The organism is Nitrincola alkalisediminis (assembly GCF_009821115.1).
Lineage (GTDB): Bacteria > Pseudomonadota > Gammaproteobacteria > Pseudomonadales > Balneatricaceae > Nitrincola > Nitrincola alkalisediminis.
Map to the genome: position 1 here is coordinate 55,297 of NZ_VYTY01000008.1, position 19,013 is coordinate 74,309.

At 46.0% G+C, this 19,013-nt stretch carries 17 protein-coding genes; all 17 read right to left on the reverse strand.

All coding sequences use genetic code 11. From position 1 onward, the window contains the following. Positions 1-44: 44 nt before the first annotated feature. Entirely contained in the window at positions 45-2,201 is a 2,157-nt protein-coding gene (locus tag F5971_RS12920; RefSeq protein ID WP_193495256.1) for a TonB-dependent hemoglobin/transferrin/lactoferrin family receptor, read from the reverse strand. Between the two features lie 221 nt (positions 2,202-2,422). Beyond that, on the reverse strand, positions 2,423-2,617 hold the full coding sequence (hemP, locus tag F5971_RS12925; RefSeq protein WP_193495258.1) for a hemin uptake protein HemP: 195 nt from the start codon (positions 2,615-2,617) through the stop codon (positions 2,423-2,425). Positions 2,618-2,781: 164 nt separating this feature from the next. Beyond that, positions 2,782-4,176, reverse strand: a complete 1,395-nt coding sequence (cysS, locus tag F5971_RS12930; protein ID WP_193495260.1) for a cysteine--tRNA ligase — start codon at positions 4,174-4,176, stop codon at positions 2,782-2,784. Between the two features lie 99 nt (positions 4,177-4,275). Then, positions 4,276-5,304 (reverse strand): hypothetical protein, encoded by a 1,029-nt coding sequence (locus F5971_RS12935; protein ID WP_193495263.1) that lies wholly within the window; start codon positions 5,302-5,304, stop codon positions 4,276-4,278. An 8-nt stretch (positions 5,305-5,312) separates the two neighbouring features. After that, positions 5,313-6,995 (reverse strand): glutamine--tRNA ligase/YqeY domain fusion protein, encoded by a 1,683-nt coding sequence (locus F5971_RS12940; protein ID WP_193495265.1) that lies wholly within the window; start codon positions 6,993-6,995, stop codon positions 5,313-5,315. A gap of 131 nt (positions 6,996-7,126) precedes the next feature. After that, a complete protein-coding gene (locus tag F5971_RS12945) occupies positions 7,127-7,897 on the reverse strand; it encodes a hypothetical protein (RefSeq protein ID WP_036513619.1) in 771 nt (256 codons plus the stop codon). Next, on the reverse strand, positions 7,894-8,772 hold the full coding sequence (locus F5971_RS12950; protein ID WP_193495268.1) for a metal ABC transporter permease: 879 nt from the start codon (positions 8,770-8,772) through the stop codon (positions 7,894-7,896). Before F5971_RS12950 ends, F5971_RS12945 begins: the two co-directional genes overlap by 4 nt. Next, positions 8,772-9,488 carry a metal ABC transporter ATP-binding protein gene (locus tag F5971_RS12955; RefSeq protein ID WP_193495271.1) on the reverse strand — a complete coding sequence of 239 codons (717 nt, stop codon included), beginning with the start codon at positions 9,486-9,488 and terminating at the stop codon, positions 8,772-8,774. The genes F5971_RS12950 and F5971_RS12955 overlap by 1 nt, the downstream gene beginning before the upstream one ends. Before the next feature lies 1 nt (position 9,489). Next, positions 9,490-10,368, reverse strand: coding sequence for a metal ABC transporter solute-binding protein, Zn/Mn family (locus F5971_RS12960; protein ID WP_193495274.1), 879 nt, complete (start codon positions 10,366-10,368; stop codon positions 9,490-9,492). Beyond that, complete coding sequence (locus F5971_RS12965; protein ID WP_193495275.1) at positions 10,365-10,892, reverse strand: DUF6162 family protein; 528 nt, start codon at positions 10,890-10,892, stop codon at positions 10,365-10,367. Before F5971_RS12965 ends, F5971_RS12960 begins: the two co-directional genes overlap by 4 nt. Beyond that, positions 10,879-11,181, reverse strand: a complete 303-nt coding sequence (locus F5971_RS12970; RefSeq protein ID WP_036513610.1) for a hypothetical protein — start codon at positions 11,179-11,181, stop codon at positions 10,879-10,881. The genes F5971_RS12965 and F5971_RS12970 overlap by 14 nt, the downstream gene beginning before the upstream one ends. A gap of 14 nt (positions 11,182-11,195) precedes the next feature. Next, on the reverse strand, positions 11,196-12,017 hold the full coding sequence (locus tag F5971_RS12975; protein ID WP_193495276.1) for a DUF4198 domain-containing protein: 822 nt from the start codon (positions 12,015-12,017) through the stop codon (positions 11,196-11,198). Next, the gene (locus tag F5971_RS12980) at positions 12,014-12,514 is read right to left on the reverse strand and encodes a DUF2271 domain-containing protein (RefSeq protein WP_223116328.1); all 501 of its coding nucleotides are present in this window, start codon (positions 12,512-12,514) and stop codon (positions 12,014-12,016) included. Before F5971_RS12980 ends, F5971_RS12975 begins: the two co-directional genes overlap by 4 nt. Before the next feature lie 552 nt (positions 12,515-13,066). Continuing rightward, positions 13,067-13,480: a hypothetical protein gene (locus tag F5971_RS12985; protein ID WP_193495277.1), complete on the reverse strand. Its 414-nt coding sequence runs from the start codon at positions 13,478-13,480 to the stop codon at positions 13,067-13,069. Between the two features lie 329 nt (positions 13,481-13,809). Next, positions 13,810-14,766 (reverse strand): hypothetical protein, encoded by a 957-nt coding sequence (locus F5971_RS12990; RefSeq protein WP_193495278.1) that lies wholly within the window; start codon positions 14,764-14,766, stop codon positions 13,810-13,812. A 19-nt stretch (positions 14,767-14,785) separates the two neighbouring features. Beyond that, positions 14,786-17,593 (reverse strand): toxin VasX, encoded by a 2,808-nt coding sequence (locus tag F5971_RS12995; RefSeq protein ID WP_193495279.1) that lies wholly within the window; start codon positions 17,591-17,593, stop codon positions 14,786-14,788. Positions 17,594-17,701: 108 nt separating this feature from the next. After that, a complete protein-coding gene (locus F5971_RS13000; protein ID WP_051514612.1) occupies positions 17,702-19,000 on the reverse strand; it encodes a DUF4123 domain-containing protein in 1,299 nt (432 codons plus the stop codon). Between the last annotated feature and the right edge of the window lie 13 nt (positions 19,001-19,013).

Below are 19,013 nucleotides of genomic sequence, written 5' to 3' on the forward strand. Positions count from 1 at the left end.
TTAGTAAATTGAGGGCAAGGTTACCCTCGCCCTCTTCAGTCTCTCTAAAACTGATAGGTAAAACTGACTTTGAAGTTACGCCCAGGCTGAGTAAACGCATCAACGACCTGACTATCGGCATTAAGGCTGCGAACATCTGCCCAATGGGTATAACTCTCATCGGTTAGATTAAAAATACCCGCCTGTAAGGATGCATTGCGGCTCAACTGATAACTACCCAACAAGTCGAACGTTGTATAGCGACCTGGATTAAATCCATCCGCTCTGGAATTTCGTCTTTTGGCTTCAACATGCGTCATAATCAACTCAGACCCATAGCGCCCGTTATCAAAATGCAAACCAGCCACTAGCTTCGCCGGGTCGATTGTATCCAAGTTCACCTTCTCACCGTCTTCCTTACGATGGCCACGATGCTTAGCATAGGTGCCTGACAGAGCCCAATTTGGGTGATATTTCCAACGCAAACTGGCCTCAATACCCGTCACTTCTACACCATCGCGATTCACACTTTGATAGGTTAGAGGATCAGAAGGCCTCCCTGTGCCAGACACTTCAGCATTTTCGATAAAGTTTTTATAGTCTGAGCGGAAAAGACTAACGCTATAGTTAAGTGTTTCATCTCGACCACGCAGCCCCACTTCATACATCTTACTGCTTTCTGGTTTCAAATCAGGATTGGCAATCGTTCTATAGGCAAAAAATGGACTGCTTAAGTTCGTAAAGCCACTGTTCACATCACCCGGCGTGGGTGCACGAAAACCCTCAGAGTATTGTGCAAACCAATTCATCAGTGGGGCTTGTTTCCAGACCAGGCCCATTTTGGCAGAAAGTGCACTGTCTGAAAGCTCAACTGGCGATAAGCCGCGGTACAAGGGATCATTCGAACTAGGGGACAGCTTGTAGGAGTCATAACGTAACCCCGGTATGATACTCAGCCGACCGACACTCATTTCATCTTGAACAAAAACACCTAACAACCTGTAATCTGTATCTGGAAATGGCTTATCAGGAAAACTGGTTCCTGCAGGATCGCCATTGCGTAAAGCACTTATATCTGTAACAGAAAAGTCAACGCCATAGTTAATACGATGACTTACCTGCCCCTCGATATTGGTCTCCATAACTGCATTAAGGCCGCGTATCTGTTCCAAATACGCGTTATCACGCGTCCTATCTCCAATACTTCTTCGTTCATCGCTAAACTGACGATTGCTTGAGTCTTGTTGATACGCACTCACCCGTGCATATTGCAACCAAGGATTCAACTCAGACTGATAGACATAGTCAGTCTTGTAAAGATCACGACGCACACGATCATTGGCAGTTAAACCCGTGGTCGTACCCGTCACTCCTGTGAGCACATCCGTGGCCGTTAGCCGATTAATTTTCTCGGCTGTCAGCTTAATTTGATGCTCATCCGTCACATCGTACACGAGTTTAGATAGCCAATATTCAGCCGACTTATCCTGAGGGTTCGGTAAGGTTCTTGCATTTCCCGTACCTTCAATAGAGCCTTGGTTTTTGAGCCCCTCCCCATTACGCGCTGTAAACAATAACATGCCGGCAAGCTTTTCATTTCGGCCAGCGAAAGCGGGAGTGACAAAATAGCTTTTATCTTCAGACGCATAGCCTGCCCGAAGAGTGACTTGTTGGTCCTTCCCTAATGTCAGCAAATCAACAGGATCTTTCGTGACAAAACTTACAGCACCCGCTAAACCCTCACTACCGTATAAGGTTGAGCTTGGCCCCCTAAGCACCTCGACTCGCTTATACCCTTCAGGCTCTAAATAATCGCCTCGTCCAGTCAGCATAGGTCCAAAGGTATAAATCGCCGGAAGTCGCACACCATCGGTTTGCAACATGACCTGATTCCCTTCAAGCCCCCGAATATTGATCCCTTCGTTACCTCCACGACCAATACTGCTTAACGCCGCACCCGAACGCATAGGTTGCGCTTTGACAGAGACTCCCGCTTCGTAGCGAAGTAAGTCTTTAATATCCGATGCTTGCAGCCGCTCGATATCGTCTGTTGTCATCACCGTTAATGTGTTGGCAACATCAAGCACATCTTGCTCTGTATGCGAGGCCGTAACGGTTATTTCTTTTAAGTTCGTCACTCCCTGACCTAGCGCCCAAGTGGACACGGATAAACTCACGGATAAAACAAGCAACTTCTTTGGAAAATGATGGGACGTACGCATACAGAGTTCCTAACGGATATAAATACAAATTCAAACCGGATGGTATTCACGGGCAAGTCTCATAACGTTATCCGGAAGGATTCTATCGGGATGAGCAGCCTATCAATATTCTCCGAGGACACATCATGGATGTTATCCGCGAAGCTGGCTGCCTGGGGGCGTTAGGTGGCTGGCTAAACGTGCGGGATACAACAACTCTTTTACAACTGAGCACATCGCTTTTACTTGGTTAATATAAGCTTGCCATTTTTGGTTCGAGTTAAGCGATAGATCTCAGTGTCATGTTCGATCTCTAAACGACCTTGCTCTGATAAAAGCTCTTTACTGTTTATTCTCTTGACTGCTGTGACCTTTGACAATAAAGGACTCACAACTCCCGCTGTCGAATTGACAGACTTATTTCCTGATAATGCCATACACTCCTCCTTAACACTAATAACAACCATTATCGTTATCATTAATGAATTGTCAACAACTATTCCCTATCAAAGATTGGCTTCAGTGAAAAAGGGAGGCATAGAGCATAAAAAAACGCCCAAGGGTAAACTTGGGCGTTTTCTAGGAAGCAGACGATCAGGCATTACTCAGATTCACGGTACCAAGTGGTTCCTTCACGACTGTCTTTTAACACAACACCTTGTGCCAGCAAGGATTGTCGTATCTCATCCGCACCGGCAAAGTCTTTTTGTTGCCTCGCTTGATTACGTGCCTCGATTTGGGCTTGGATTTCCTCTGCAGAAATCATCCCCTCTTTATCAGCCCCTTTCAAAAAAGCGTCTGGATCTTGCTGGAGCAAACCCAGTACATTTGCCAAACGTTTTAATTCAGCGGCATAGGGTGCCGCCTGTGCCACACCTAATCGCTTGTGCGTATTCAACTCATTGACTAAATCAAATAAGACGGCTAAGGCCTTCGGTGTGTTGAAGTCGTCTTCCATTGCATCAACGAAACGCTGCTCATATTCAGGCGCCACACTATCGGCAACCACACGTGTATCAATCCCCTGTAAGGCTTGATAAAAACGCTCAAGCGCAGAGCGTGCTTCTTTTAGGCTTGATTCCGAGTAATCAATATAACTGCGATAATGAGCACTCGTCAGAAAATACCGAACCACTTCAGGATTATAGTCTTTCAAAACCTCACGAATCGTGAAAAAGTTGTTCAACGACTTAGACATTTTTTCCTGATTTACTCTAACAGGGCCTGCATGCATCCAATAGTTAGCATAGGTACAGCCATTCGCCGCCTCCGACTGAGCTATTTCGTTTTCATGGTGCGGAAACGGAAGATCAGGCCCCCCGCCATGAATATCAAGCGTCTTGCCGATGCAGCAGAGTGACATTGCGGAGCATTCGATATGCCAACCTGGGCGCCCATCACCCCAAGGCGATGACCAGCACTCTTCACCGGGCTTAGCGGCCTTCCAAAGCACGAAGTCTAAGGGACTTTCTTTAACATCCCCCACTTCAACTCTTGCACCTGAACGCAACTCTTCAGTTTGTTGACCACTGAGCTTGCCATAGCCTTCAAACTTCTCAACGCGATAATAGACATCGCCATTGGACGCCGCATAGGCGTAGTCTTTTGCAATCAAGCGCTCAATAAAAGCGATGATGTTGTCCATATTTCCGGTCACACGCGGTTCATGATCAGGCCGCTCAACAAACAATGCTTTTTCGTCTTCATGCATGGCGGCAATCATGCGATGGGTTAACGACTCAACAGACTCGCCTCGTTCTGCTGCACGCTTCATAATTTTGTCATCAACATCGGTAATATTGCGGACGTAATTGACGTCCCATCCCTGCCAACGCAAAAAGCGTGTCATGACATCAAACGACACCATCACCCGTGCATGACCAATATGACAATAATCGTAGACTGTCACACCACACACATACATGCCAATTTTACCTTCTTGTAAAGGCGTAAAGGGTGCTTTTGTTCGAGTCAGAGTATTGTATATCTGTAACATGGAGTGAACTCTTGGATAATGAATAAGGCAGTATAAATGTTACTTTATACCAAACGGCTGTAGATTATAGACTAATTAAATACCAAAAACCCAGATCCCTTACGGCAAGGTTATTTTAGCGAGTTGAGCACTACCCAGAACACTGCGTTCCCGCGTCAACCAAAGATCACCCTGGTGCCAAAGAATCGCCTCCCACTGCCCGGCGGGGTCTAAACGGTGATAGCTGGCATTGTCCCAATCCGGCAATTGCCCCTCTTCAGGCACGGGCAAAATCCAGATAAAGGAAGACACCGATAAAAATCCAATTCGATAACCAAGCAGAGCCAAACGTCTTGACTCTGGATCAAAGTCCGCTGCCGTTATCAACCCTTTAACGGGATAGGTTGCTCTCGCCGTTAGTGACTGTTTAGATTTACGCGTATCCACTCGATACAAGCGCGTTGCTTGATCTTTCCAATTTTTGGTAAACAACCAAAGCTGACCATCGACATGCGCGAGGGCTTCGCAGTCATTATTGTGTGCGTGAAGCTTAGATTCCGGACGTGTATCGGACAGCCTGATGTCCATTTGAGCAGAGGAGACAACGCCGCGATGCTTCGATTGAAGTAAATCCGACCAAGGAACAGAGTAAATCTGGAAAGAGTGCCGATCACCACGATTATTGCCACAATCCGCAATATACAATTGCCGATCATCTTGTGCCAGCGCTTCCCAATCTCGGTTTTCGCTATTTAACGGGTGAACTCTACGGAGAACAGTGCCATCTTGCTGGGAAACTTCATAGAGGGCTGCACTATTGCCACTGTCATTCATCGTCCACCATGTGCCTTGATGAAATGCAAGTCCTGATGTTTCATTCAGCTCAGTGGCTAGAGTGGCAATCGGCTCAGCGTTGAGTCTATTGGGCAGAGGAGAATAACTGGCTTCAGCAATCGTCTCAAACACCTGATCCAGATCCTCTGGATCTAGCAAATCGGATCGGTCTGGATCATCACGGCTTGAGTCCAGTATTGAAAACGCTGAAGAGTCTGGCGCCTCTAATCGATCCGCTGATACAACACTCTCTTTACTGGTTACACTGCAGGCCAGTAACAGCGTTACCAGCACTGACAGCATCACCACTTTCACAAAACAACTCATCCGTTATTTTGAACTTTCGCCCATGAGTCGCGAAGCGTAACCGTGCGATTAAACACCATTTTTTCATCAGTTGAGTCAGGATCAACGACAAAGTAACCCAAACGCTCAAACTGATAATTGGTTTCCACCGCTTGATCTTTAAGCCCAGGCTCCGCACGTGCATCCGTTAGCACAACTAAAGACTCAGGATTCATAAACTCCAAAAAGCTTTTGTCTTTATCGGCTTCGGGATTGGCTTCGGTGAACAACCGATCGTACAGGCGTACTTCACAGGGAACAGAGCGCTCCGCATTCACCCAATGAATAACACCATTGGCTTTGTACCCTTCTGGATTTGCACCTTTCGTTGCGGGATCGTAACTGCACTTCAGCTCAACAATTTCGCCTTCCGCATTTTTAATCACTTCTTCGCAACGAATCACATAGGCTCCACGTAAACGCACAGCCTCACCAGCTGCAAGTCGCTTCCATTTGCGCGGTGCAACTTCTTCAAAGTCTTCTTGCTCTATCAGTAAATGACGACCAAACGAAACGCTGCGAACCCCCATTGACTCATCTTTTGGATGAGCAGGTAGTTCAAACCACTCCTCTTTACCTTCTTCATAGTTGACTAAGGTGACTTTTAAAGGACGGGTAACACACATGGCGCGTGGTGCGTTTGCATCGAGGTCATCACGAATCGCAGACTCCAACATCGCCATATCCACGGTGCCATTTGAACGAGTCACGCCGATCATGTCACAGAACTGACGAATCGCAGCAGGCGTGTACCCACGGCGACGCAAGCCCGAAATCGTTGGCATGCGTGGATCGTCCCAGTTCGTTACATGCTTTTCATCCACCAGTTGCTTCAGCTTACGCTTACTGGTGATGGTATAGTTCAGATTCAAGCGTGCAAACTCATACTGACGCGGAACAACTGGGACAGGTAAATTTTCTATCAACCAATCGTACAAAGGACGGTGATCTTCGAACTCCAGGGTACAAATAGAATGCGTAATCCCTTCAAGTGCATCCGATTGACCATGTGCAAAGTCGTAAGACGGATAAATACACCAGTCATTGCCTGTTTGGTGATGATGCGCATGGCGAATACGGTAAATAACAGGGTCTCGAAGATTAATATTGGGGGATGCCATATCAATTTTAAGACGCAATGAACAGGTACCCTCTTCTAGCTCGCCTTTTTTCATTTGTTCAAAAAGGGCTAGGTTTTCGTCAGCACTACGATCACGATAAGGGCTGTTACGACCGGGTTCGGTTAAGCTGCCACGGTATTCGCGCATTTCGGCAGCATTCAGGTGATCAACATAGGCTTTACCCTCTTTGATCAAATGAACGGCCCAATCATAGAGTTGCTGAAAATAATCAGAGGTATATTTAACCTCTCCAGCCCACTCGAACCCCAGCCACCGGACATCACGTATAATGGAGTCGATATACTCTTGGCTTTCTTTTTCGGGGTTGGTGTCATCAAAACGCAGATTGCACTCACCACCATACTTAAGCGCCGTGCCAAAGTTTAAACAAATCGATTTAGCGTGTCCTATGTGCAAGTAGCCATTTGGCTCAGGCGGAAAACGGGTCACGACTTTACCGTCATTCAGATTTTGCTGTAAGTCTTGCTCAATGATCTGATGAATAAAATTGGTGGACTTAGGAGCGTCATTCTTGGTCATATAGGCAACTTATGAAGGCTAAATTAACGGGCGGGAAACAACCGCACTGAACAATAAACCACTATTATAAACGCAGTTTACCGATTAAAGCACGGCTATCATCCGCTAATTCATCAAGAAATGATCGACAATTATCGTATTGCTTTTTGCAAGGACGCTAGCTGATCGTTTAACCACCCTTCTAACCCATCTGTTTTGCGAATTAAGGGATCAACGACCCAAATCATCTGATGGTCAGATTCCTGATGAGATAAGCTCAACACTAAATCGGCCTCATCACGCTCTACAATCGGCAAACTCAGAGACATCGCCAAGGGCAGCAACCGATCATCTGTGACAGCCAACCTAGACACATCCTGCTCTAACAGTAATTGATCGACGGCCAATGTCATTTTTTGAATTTCACGTTGCAACTTCCGACGCTGCTCTTCAATACTTCCAGCCGACTCCGGCCACACACGACTTAAATCTCGCGCCGAGATATTGACCATTACGGTTAAGTTATTGCTGTCTAGCCAAAAGAAGTCTTCATCTGCTTCAGGACGCAAACTAACTTTAGCCCCCCCCGGTGACAATTCGTAAGCAGCATCTATTGGGATTGTTCGAATTGAAGATTGGCGCAATACAGGATAGAGACTCAATGTCGGCACAACCGACTCAATCGTCAATACGGCATCCGCCACAGGCAAACTCGCTTGATCGGCACGTGCAAGCCAACCAGCAATTCGGTTCATCGGTAAGCGTTCGGGCGGCAAGTACAGAGTTTCTATATCCGTCGATTGCAGCAATGACTCACTTAAAGCAAACGTAATAGGGGCGACAGTCACGACAGACGCGGACTGAGAAACAGCCGCAATACTAGACAACAACACCCCAATACAGACGTGTTTTACACACTTCATTGAATCACTCTCCAACGACGAATAATTAACGATAAGACAAAACCTAGCGATGCAATCATGACAATGGCAGCACCGGATGGAATGGGTAAGGCTCCAGCCATCGGCAGCAAAATACCCAAAATACAACTCAGGGTTGAAAACAAAACGGAATAGGCAAAAAACTCTCGACCATTACGACTGATCATTCGCGCCGACGTCGCCGGAATAAGCAAGAGCGCCCCCACAAGAATTGCCCCGACCACCTTCACCGAGGCCACGGTCACTAAAGCAATCAGCAAAATAAAAATATAGTCGTACAAACGTATATTCACACCTCTGACACGCGCGAGATCAGGGGAAAGACTGGCCAACAGAGCCCGGTTAGCCCCCTTGATAATAAGCACAGCTGAAACGGCCGTGATGAGCAACAACACCCAAATATCCATATCCTTAACGGTTAAAATAGAACCGAAAAGAACATTTTCCAAAATATGGACATTGACTTTTTTGGCAACATAGAGAATCAAAGCCGCGCCTAATGCAATTGCAAAGGATAAAAACACACCCACCAGTGCGTCATAGGGAATATCGGTTCGACTCTTAATCCAATGCAATAACATGGCGAACAGAATGCAGAAGCAAAAAAGGGCAACAAAGGGCTGGGTTGCAGGCTCACCCAACAAAATCCCTAACGCCACCCCCGTTAATGCGCCATGCCCAACCGCCTCCGAAAAAAAAGCAAGGCGCTTTACAATCACCAAGGGCCCGAGCGCACCTAATAGAGGTCCTATTAGTAAACCCGCAACCAACGCGTTGGTTAAAAAAGCATATTGAAACATAGACGGAAGCACGCCGATTTCATAGAGGCCAAACACCGATTGACGAATAAACTCCATTACGCAACTTCCTCTTGATCACAGCGCATCACTTTGGATGTTTTACGTCTCACCGTACTCATGGCATGTAAGTTCACTTGATGACCCGCCAAGCCGCCATTAATTGACCACACCTCATCTGCATAGTCTGAAACCCAATCGGGATCATGATGCACAACTAATAGCGTAACGCCTTCAGTCCTCAAGGCGAGAAGTTCCTGAGTAATTAATGCTTGAGCCGTGACATCTAGCCCTGTCATTGGTTCATCGACACACCACAAATGTCTCTTTTGACCCAGTGCTTGGGCAAACATTAATCGCTGGCGCTCTCCGCCCGACAATTGCCCAAGCCTAAGGTGTTTTTTTCCTTCCAACCCTACCCGCTCCAGCAAACCTTCAACCTGCGCACGAATGTTCGATGCGCGCTTAAAAAAAAGCGCTCTGGACGTTAATGTCGTGGCCAAATACTCGTCTATCGTAATCGGTAAGGATGGCTCAAAAGCAAGTTGCTGAGGCACATACGCCACACCCTTATTTTTATCTGGCCAATGACGTTTAATTTGACCTTTATGCGGCATTAACCCCAGCAAACACTTGAGGAAAGATGACTTACCAGCCCCATTCGGTCCGGTGATTGCATGCAAACGACCTGCCTGCAGGGTTGCCGAAATGGGCTGAAGTATTTCGACATCATTTAGCGAAAGGGACATCTCTTTGAGCTGAAGTGTAACGGACATCTTAGCCCCCTGCGGCTTTAGTGAGTGCCAACACTAGGGTTTGTAAATTATGCTCCATTTCGCGCATAACCAGTTCAGCATCATATTCCCCGTGCGTCATGTGCGAGAAGTGAAAAATACCAATACCCGTTGCTTGCTCTATAACGTCAACGTAACGATTTTCCATATTCAACTCAGTGAATAAAACCTGAATGTTGGCCGCTTTGATTCGATCAATGGTATTTTGCAATTGGCTTGCATTTGGCTCGACACCATGAGCGGGTTCAATCACGGTATCAACACCTATACCAAACTCTTGCAAAAAATATCCATACGCATTATGCGTACTTGCGATTCGAACCCCAGTTAAATCAAGATCCATAATACTGGCCTGATAGCGATTTTTTAGGCCTCTCAACTCTCGGGCATAGCGCAATGCGTTGGCTTGAAAATACGCTGCATTATCGGGATCAAGCCGCCCCAACTCAGCGGCAATTGTATAGATTTGACGTATAGCCGCATCTATTGAAACAAAGGTATGCGGGTTATAGGTGTTACTTCCTCGTCCAGAGGACAAGAGTGGCAAGTCTTTATTCGCATATACAACATGCAGGTTCGGTAGATCTAAACCCTCTAATGCATGCGATGCAAATTCATCATGCCCTATCCCATTTAAAACCAGCGCATCCATTTCCAGTAAACGCTTCAAATCAGAAGGCTGTAGCTCATAACTGTGTGGATTAAAGCCACTGGAAATCAAGGGCAGTATTTCGGCCTTATCGCCGACTATCTGGCTGACATAACTGTAATAAGGGTGCAAGGTAATCCCCACAACCAAGGGCTTTGCCCATGCACTGCTTGTCGACAATAAAACACTGAAAACAACAACTAACCATTTCATTTGAGAGTATCCAAACGGTGCCAATCTGAAACATCATGGCATTCACTAATCATGGGAATCGGACTTTCATGAAATAAAATCCGTGCTTCTTCATTTAAGTCCAGTAGAAAGTGGCCATGCATACCAGTGGCTTCAACAAGCAAGTAGCAGCCTTTTTCAATCGTTCGCCAAGTTTGAGATTGATGCGTAAACGGAGGAATTTGTGCCATCATCAGCTGATCAATATTAGGCCAATCACCTGTATTCCCCGTAACAAATTCAATTTCTTGAATCGCTATGGATAACTCCGTCAGTAATTGTTGTTCAAGCGGGTTAAGTTGAACACTCGGCATATGGACATGAGGCTCTGTTCGTATCGAAATACCTATCGCCCCGATGACTAAAACAGCCGCAATAAAAAGCCAAACCCACAGGGTTTCAAGACGACCATCATCTGGGCGAACAGTTTCAATGAACTCAGAGGAAGCACCCGCATCGAAGCCTAAGGCTTCGTTGCGGGACGTGTTGTGACTAGAATTCAGCATAATCATACTCTGCAGGGTCTTCGTGACCTGCATCAAACTGAATGTAGAATTCCTCATCAGACCAGTCAAAGTGGACCTTTGAGAATTGATCCGCTTTTGCACGAGCAATTACGTCATCGTCATAGGTATACATAACGACTTCGCTACCGATCGCATCACTGCCATCACTAAAACCAATTTCACACTCAACACCCTGCGTTGTTTTCTGACAATCAATGTACGGGTAGTGTGCCCATACATTCACCGAACAGACAGCCAACACCGCCGCAAAACAATATTTACTTAGCATTAAACCACCCAAAACTATTCAGGTATCACTTCAAACGAAAGCATGTAAGTCACGCCTGCCTGATCCGCCAAAGGGCTCTCAATGGAGCGACGCATATTTGTACTGAGCAAGTGAGGTCCTGTCTTCTCAGGCGTGAAGCGCAAAACACCTTCACTGTCTGTTTTAAGGTCCATTTGCATGCGAGACGAACGCCATGCAGTGCCACCTGGAACCACCTCAACATCCAGATCCGCTACAGGCTCACCATTGAAGGTAAACTTAAAGCTTGCCTCTTCACCGATGACAATATCACTTGGGTGAGTAATCGCATTCAACTCGAAACCTTCACCAGTTGGTTCTAGCACTGTACGTGTTGGTGCTTTTTGAGTGACATAAAATTGAATAATGTTCTGAACCATAGTGGTACGTACATCGCGTGCATCTTCAGGCAGCTGGGAGGCTATCTCTAATTTATTCCCCATGATGCGACGCGCCGTATCACGACCGCCTACCACATAGCTTGTCATATAACGAACCGGAGTGACTAACTCGACTTTATACGTACCCTGCTCATTCAGCTGAACATCAAAGACGCTACGACGCTGACCTTTAAAATAAGGCCCAACGCGCTCACGCTCACCACCTGGGCGGTAAATAGCAACATTATCGACACCGATGGGCTTGTCGAAGCTGAAAACACCGTGAGATGCCGTGGCATCCACTGTAATCCAATGCCCTTCATCAGTAGACAAATTAAATTCGCTTGGCAGCATCCACATAGGGTGAGCAGCCGCATGCCCTGCAAGTAGACCCGCTGACAACACAGCGGCACCCAATAGTTTTTTTGCTTTACTCACTTAGCGTCTCCTGTAGAAAGAATAATTTCGCCCAACTCTTCAGTCGGATCAATGACTATACGTTGATTGGCAACCCCTAACTCAATCGCGCCTCTGACCCAACTGCGATTTCCGTGCTCACGTGCCGCCTCAACATTAATGTAGTAAGTGCCTGCAGGAACAGGTTGGCCTTTTTGATCTACCCCATCCCAAGTGACGGTGTAGGTGCCTGGGCGTTTAGTCGCGCCTGTCACGGCATCCAACTCACCCTGATCATAGCGACCAGCTTTTCGCCACCAACGACGCATGTCTTTTAACCAATCAGGCTCTTTGCGCCATACTTCAATGGTTCTGACCGTTTCTTCCTGATCATTTTCCACCCAAATTGCAACATAAGGACGGTAATACATCGGTCCGGCAATTGCTGGGATGGTCACTTCAATATCAACGGGTTGTGCATGTGAATTAAATGCCAATCCACTAACAAGACAGACCCCAAGCACCCATTTACTTTTCACGTTTATCACTCCAAAGATGTAATGAAATATTTAAACCCGCTCAACTCAGCAACATTCTGCACTTCGCAACACAGCTCAATACCGCCACTCATTTTGACTAAAACAAGAAAGCTTAACCTTCGAGACTGGAAGGGTGCTGGACTTAGCACTGATCAAGCGCAGAAAAGGCAATATTGACTCAGCCCAAGAGCCTTCTCGCCACTCACATACGAGTGATTTTTTGGTTAGAAATAAATCCACACAGAAAAACAAGCACTTAATAAGCAGAAAGTTACTATTAATGATAATCGTTGTCAACAACGTTAGCGTTAATGAATTGTAAAGTTACGTTAACTTAAATCTAAGTTGCTAAAAAACCTGATTTTTTGATTTACTGGAAGTCATTCACGGTTGAGTGAATATTGGGGGATTAAATATTGTCTTGCTCAACGAGCATTGATCAAATGATATTACAACCTCATAGCTGCTCTTCTACCATTTCAAACAACCACTCCTTGGTTAAACGTCGGGCCGCCTTGGAATCAAACGCGGGCTGATGCTCAAAACCTGGATTTATTGGAAGCGACACCTCACCAAAAAAGTCAGTATGAAGCTCATCAGGTAACGTTTTTTAGGCTCTTGCCCAAACTGAGCATCAAGCGGCTCAATCCCTTGCATTCGCTTTATCTTCAATCTGTCAAGAAAGACTTCAGGCTTAACAGAAATGCGCTGGATCAGGCCTAACACCACGGGACAGCCTGCCTGAATGCTTTGAAATAGAACCTCCCCCCACTCTTCGGGATACTCTTTTATCCAAACATCCGCTGGTAAAATCTTAGAAGCCCAATGCAGCCAATAGCCATCAAGCGCAATTTCCGCTCTTACCTGCTCCTCGAACTCATGAGCACCCGAGCACTGGACAGCGGCAATAAGCTCGAACAGCTCCCCCTCACGGGATGCGCGACAGAAACCAAGTAAAGGCATCATGGGAAAATAGTGAAACGCTGAGTATGAAAAGAAACCAATCTTAATGGCGAAGAAGCGTTGTGTGCTGAGATCACAAGCCTAGATGACGCGAAAATGAGGCGCTTTATGTCCATATGATATAGCTTCCATGTTAATGCTATAACCAAATACAAAAATCACATAAGTAAGCGTGAGTTGTCAACCTATAAGCTTAGTGCGGTTGAGGCTTTTGCAGTAGAGCTGTTTTACTAACCTTCTTACCAGTAGTGTCTGGCAAACGTGCCGAAGATCCAGAGGTGGAAGGCATTTCAGTCGATCTACTTATGATATTTTTAATGAAAATGTCAGTATCACGCATAGGGCAAATAATCCGGGTAAAGCTCCGTGCGTGGATTTTTCATAAATGCTTCTATCGCTGCTTCCGTCTTACGCTTTTTAAATGGAAACTGGGGTAAAAACTGCAGGCGAGCGAAGTGAAACTGAACATAATCGAGATAATTTACATACTTTGGCTTGCGCTTTGGCCCTAACTGATCGACCCATTGCGCATTTGGGTTGGCAATAAAATCGTTAATAAAGTCGCGTAAATAGTAGGCTTGGTATTTCACGAGCGATCGAACAATAGCACAGTTTGCACCTAAGCTGAGCACACCATTTTTTTGATACCTTGGGATGGGTAGCCAAAGATTCAAAGGGCCATTCATATTGTAGGGATCACATATGTCATTACGCATGGGAATATGCGCTTCTACGACTTGCAAAGGGTCATCTGTTCCTTCCGGCAACTGGATACAAACAAAACTCCCCCTAATCCACGTATATATAATGCGCCGTTTACGATCGATTCGATAGGGATTGCCAACGGCCAGATTTAACAAGATCCAAGGCAGGACTATCAAGCTTATGCAAACAATACCAGCCACAATGCCACGGCCGTGAAAATCCAACTGCTCGATTTTGAATTGATCATAAGGCGTTCCATCACGTAGAAAGCCAGGATTGTCGGAGTCTTCATAAAACTCAAAAGTTGAGATAATATATGACTCACGGTATAACATCTTATGAATTGCCTTATACGCAACCCCTGGCTCCCCATCCTTTGAAAACCACCCCGGATCATAGGCTGGAGCACTTCCTAACATAATGGCAAAAAAGATTAGCTTAAACCATGTATTTAACCCCATAGAGGTCATCGAAGGCACCTCTATCACATCCTCATCTATCCGTGTAATGGATAAGTTCATGGCTTCAATCACATCTGGGTTTTCCGTTGGATTGGGGATAAGTCGTAAAGGGGGTAATTGCATCTAAAAATCCTATTCGTTATTAAAGCTGTTTTGGGTCTTCGATTATTAAAGGCTCAACCATGCTAAAACTCTGCTTCTCCCCATTAGAGAGAATCCGCTCATAGCGAATACCCAAGCGGAGTCTCGGTTGATTTGCATACGAAGACAGGTTGAGCGCCGCAACTCCCGGCCCCATCCATTCTGCCGTTATGCACCCCCCTCCTACTCTTTGTGGATCAGCTGTATCCTCCCAAGAAGAAAGGAATAAGCCTTGTGATCGTTCAACCTTGATGGATAACTGCCTTACTGCATCGGGATCCGTTAACCCTGGGAAGTATATTTTTAAATACCCATCCCGATATTTAATATTCTCGACCTCGATATACCAGATAGCCTGCTCAAAGGTGCGCATCTCATCATGGAAGAGCTTTTTAAGCTTCATCTGTTCATCTAATTTCGAAGCGTCGAACTCCATTAACTTTGTTGACTCATCTAACTGGATACTAAACCTTTGAATCCTACTCATCCCCCAATACTGATCACTACTCCCCCAAAACCCCTCATAGACCCATTGTTCTAACTCTGAGCGCCTAACAGAAGCAAATAAAATACCAAACGCGAGTAAAACACCGCCGATAATGGCTAAAGGGAGTGCAACTAAAGAAAGTTTAGCGCCAACCATAGCAAGTAAAGCAGAGCTAGAGCCTGAAAGAAATCCACCGATTAGTCCCGAGGACATCATAATACTGCCAATTGCCTGCAGTGCATGACCCGTCATCAAGGCATAGTCCGAACGCTTATAGCCCTCATAACCTTGCGCGATAGAAATTAACAAACCAGCAGCAAGAGCGACACTTCCTGTTACTGAAGCTATAAAAGCACGACGTGACATATCCCCACTAGACACACCAACCGTTGGACGCTCGGGAATGACAACTCTAGCCCCGGGTAAGTTTGCTGCCAAACGTGCACTTAGCCGCCCCGAATCAGAAACCAAACGAATAAGGGTGGGTGATGCGTACAGGGCGCTTGCCGCAGAAACGACACCACTCAAGGCAACACTCAGCTGCACTGCCGGTAAATTTGCTAAAGCGCTCAGTTTGGAGCGAGCCCTGAAATTATTGGCTTGATGCCATTTCTGAACCGTATCAAACGCTCCATACATTGCAAACACCAAAGACATTCCCGACAATCCCAAACTGAGGTTACCTTTGCTCATGTCTCTCACATGTTCGTAAGCCACATAGTCCAGCGTTAAATGCTGTGACATGCTTTGCTTGACACTGGCGTTTGACATACCGGAACCCGTTTGCGCAGATACAGCTTTCTCAAAAACATTGGACATATGTCCACGTAAAAAGACTTCATAGTGCTGGGCAGCAACGTTTGATAAATCACCCGTTGATATCTTTTGTGTACGTCTAACTACGCCTGATAGGGTCTCCATCTCACGAACAATGATACGGCTATTGCCTTCGTAAAACGTGGTAGCAATTTCAGTGTGCAGCTCAAAAAACAGCTTGTTCATGCGCTCCAGCACCTGTGCATCACCAATACTCTCGACCATTTCGGAAGCCACACCAACAAAGGTTGAAAGTAAATTCGCCCAAATCGAATCTTCTTCACTATTGTCTTTTAGTTTGTCCAACACGGTTGCAGGTGCTTGTGAGTTGAGCTTGATTCCGGAGACATAATGGCCGAGTTCACTGGCAACAAACCCAATGCACTTTTCACAGCCCTCCTCTTTCGCACCTTTTAACGCGAGCCGGACCTCATCATGCCAGCGCGGACGATTGGTTACGTCTAACGCCGACCAGAGCTCGATGATTTTATTTTGAGATTTTTCGCGCTCACTGGGCCCGAACTTCGCAAAACGATGTCGCTGCTCATCGGCGGCACGGTTGAAAGGGTCCGAACTGACTATATTGCGAGCCGCATAGGTCACGTTTTCCCAAAGAAAAATACCTCGCTTACGGTAGCGACGCTCAACATCTTTTTCAAAATATGGAACGGCTGCGATTGCCTTCGCGGTACTTAGAGCATAGTAATGGGTAGTTTCGTAGGCTTGAATATTCGCTTCAAGGACCTCAGCTAAACGCAGCAGGTCTTTTGCTTCCCCGAGAGTATCCTCAATAGCAACAATACGGGCTCGGGAATAACGCTCTTGATGGGTGTCTTTCATACGTTCAAAGGGCGTAATGTCCAAGTCGCCAATGGGGGTGTGACGCAGGACGTTGGCTTCCCGCTCTTCTGGTTTAATATGTTTAAAGTCCTCGATGTTGGCCAATTGGTCAAACGACATCGTGTGCGGATCTTCGCCATGCAAATCAATGGACTGCATCACCTTGTTACGCCAGGTTTCATCACGCTCTAGAGTTTCGAACATAAATGCTGGCCAGCGTTCCTCGCTGTAGGCAATGTACGTATTAATTGCACAGGTATTAACATAGGCAAACGGCTCCGCTTCCATGAGTTGAGCGTCCCAACGGCCTCGGGCTGTTCCATCTCTCCAGGTAAATTGATAATACTGAAATGTTTTTGCACAGGCCGTTGTTTCGTTTGGCGAATTGCAATCATCTGCTCGGGTTTGATAACGAAAAACTAACCAATATCCTTTATCTGTAACACCACGCCCATCAATGCTTAGATTACCGTAGATATACAGATACCCTTGGCGCATAGAGGCCAACTGATGGTGGGGAGCTTGAGTAATACCCGCTGGCCGAGTCAATATTTGGGGTAATTTTTCCGTATCTTCCAACAATATATCGTCTGAAATAACGTAACGACATGGATAAATGGGAATGATTTCCCTTGAGTCGCAACGAGCGATACTGTTTGATGACATATCCTCTGACCTTCCCTGCTTTTTCTTGCAAAACTACATTTGATTGATGACGCGATTTCTTTAACGATTGCCCTATGACAGGATGAACATTTAATTAATCGACTTATTTTACGTTGTATCACTGGACAGCTTTAGGCTCGCAACATTCACCAATCGGTTCAAGCGTGTAGAGTCAGGCATGATACAGCTTTGCTCTAGCTCATCAGCAAGTTCATCGCGATCAAGCAGGTTGTCATTTTCAGATAAGCAAAGGCTCAAGAGTTGTCGAATTGTATTCCGATCTTGAAATTGATGCTTCTCTATGGAACTCATGACGGACTCAAACAGTTCAACAGACATTCCTTCCTGTTCGACGAACTGCTGCCGTAGCCGGAAAACAAAAAGCTCTGTGCTACGACGATTCAATGGGTCAATTAACCTTCGATCAAACGTCAATTCGCAGCCCATTTTTGGCATCCCTTCGATAGGCTGAGTGGTAACAAAATCGATACGATCCATCGAAATGCATAGCATTGAAGAAATTAGATTAGGAGGCATCAATGCAAGCCCCTTAGCAGCCGATACATGCATTAATACTATTAAAAAGAAATTACTTTCCCAAAAGCGGAAAAAAAGCCATTTTCCTTCCTCGTTTTTTACCTTAGTAAAGCGCCTAAAGTGATTGGCTAATTCATCAATCAAGGCGCGTGAACGAACATATACGCCTGGGTACTTATCCCATAGATCGGAAGCCATCCCTGTGACACTAAACAACTGACGTGTGAATCGGTTATCTTCACGCAATTCGACCAGATAGGGTGCTGCCGATTTTAAACTCTGCTCGGCATCACCTTTAAACAGACATTGATAGTCTAAATCAGAACTTTCTAAGCGATCTAGGAGTAAAGGCACGCGCGCTGCATCTAATATTGCATAGGTTCGCATTGGCGGTATCTGCTCATCTTTAGAATATTGCATAATGTCTATGAAAGAAGCCTCCATTTCTGCAAAGAGATAAGGGCGCAGAGATTCTGGCACACTGAGTTTATCCAGTACGCCTTCTTGCAAACCGAGCGGACTGATATCGCTCAACAGGTGTTGTGTAAGCCAATCATCAACGTCAAAATCATCAGGGTTCGGCACATATTCTTTAAATTCGCCGATTTCGACTGGATGCTCCGATGAGATTTGCCGAGCCAGCGCAATCGCAGCAGAGTTTACACCCCGCTGGGCAAGCCATTGAATCGCAGGCATCGCATTCTCTACGGAGTAAAGAATGTAACCTTTGTTTAGCAGAGATTCGCGCGCGACCTCTGTGTAATCCTCAAGGTCTTTCGCCCAAATCGCAACTAAAACAACACATTGGTTTTGCCCATCGGGGGTTACGGTTTTTACGAAACATTGACCAACCCAAGCAAGATAGCTCATAACACGCATTCCT

Bases quoted from the DNA above. Each gene is read 5' to 3' on its own strand.
- F5971_RS12920 (WP_193495256.1), bottom strand. From the start codon at position 2,201: ATGCGTACGTCCCATCATTTTCCAAAGAAGTTGCTTGTTTTATCCGTG.
- hemP (WP_193495258.1), bottom strand. From the start codon at position 2,617: ATGGCATTATCAGGAAATAAGTCTGTCAATTCGACAGCGGGAGTTGTG.
- cysS (WP_193495260.1), bottom strand. From the start codon at position 4,176: ATGTTACAGATATACAATACTCTGACTCGAACAAAAGCACCCTTTACG.
- F5971_RS12940 (WP_193495265.1), bottom strand. From the start codon at position 6,995: ATGACCAAGAATGACGCTCCTAAGTCCACCAATTTTATTCATCAGATC.
- F5971_RS12945 (WP_036513619.1), bottom strand. From the start codon at position 7,897: ATGAAGTGTGTAAAACACGTCTGTATTGGGGTGTTGTTGTCTAGTATT.
- F5971_RS12950 (WP_193495268.1), bottom strand. From the start codon at position 8,772: ATGGAGTTTATTCGTCAATCGGTGTTTGGCCTCTATGAAATCGGCGTG.
- F5971_RS12955 (WP_193495271.1), bottom strand. From the start codon at position 9,488: ATGTCCGTTACACTTCAGCTCAAAGAGATGTCCCTTTCGCTAAATGAT.
- F5971_RS12960 (WP_193495274.1), bottom strand. From the start codon at position 10,368: ATGAAATGGTTAGTTGTTGTTTTCAGTGTTTTATTGTCGACAAGCAGT.
- F5971_RS12965 (WP_193495275.1), bottom strand. From the start codon at position 10,892: ATGCTGAATTCTAGTCACAACACGTCCCGCAACGAAGCCTTAGGCTTC.
- F5971_RS12970 (WP_036513610.1), bottom strand. From the start codon at position 11,181: ATGCTAAGTAAATATTGTTTTGCGGCGGTGTTGGCTGTCTGTTCGGTG.
- F5971_RS12985 (WP_193495277.1), bottom strand. From the start codon at position 13,480: ATGATGCCTTTACTTGGTTTCTGTCGCGCATCCCGTGAGGGGGAGCTG.
- F5971_RS12990 (WP_193495278.1), bottom strand. From the start codon at position 14,766: ATGCAATTACCCCCTTTACGACTTATCCCCAATCCAACGGAAAACCCA.
- F5971_RS12995 (WP_193495279.1), bottom strand. From the start codon at position 17,593: ATGTCATCAAACAGTATCGCTCGTTGCGACTCAAGGGAAATCATTCCC.
- F5971_RS13000 (WP_051514612.1), bottom strand. From the start codon at position 19,000: ATGAGCTATCTTGCTTGGGTTGGTCAATGTTTCGTAAAAACCGTAACC.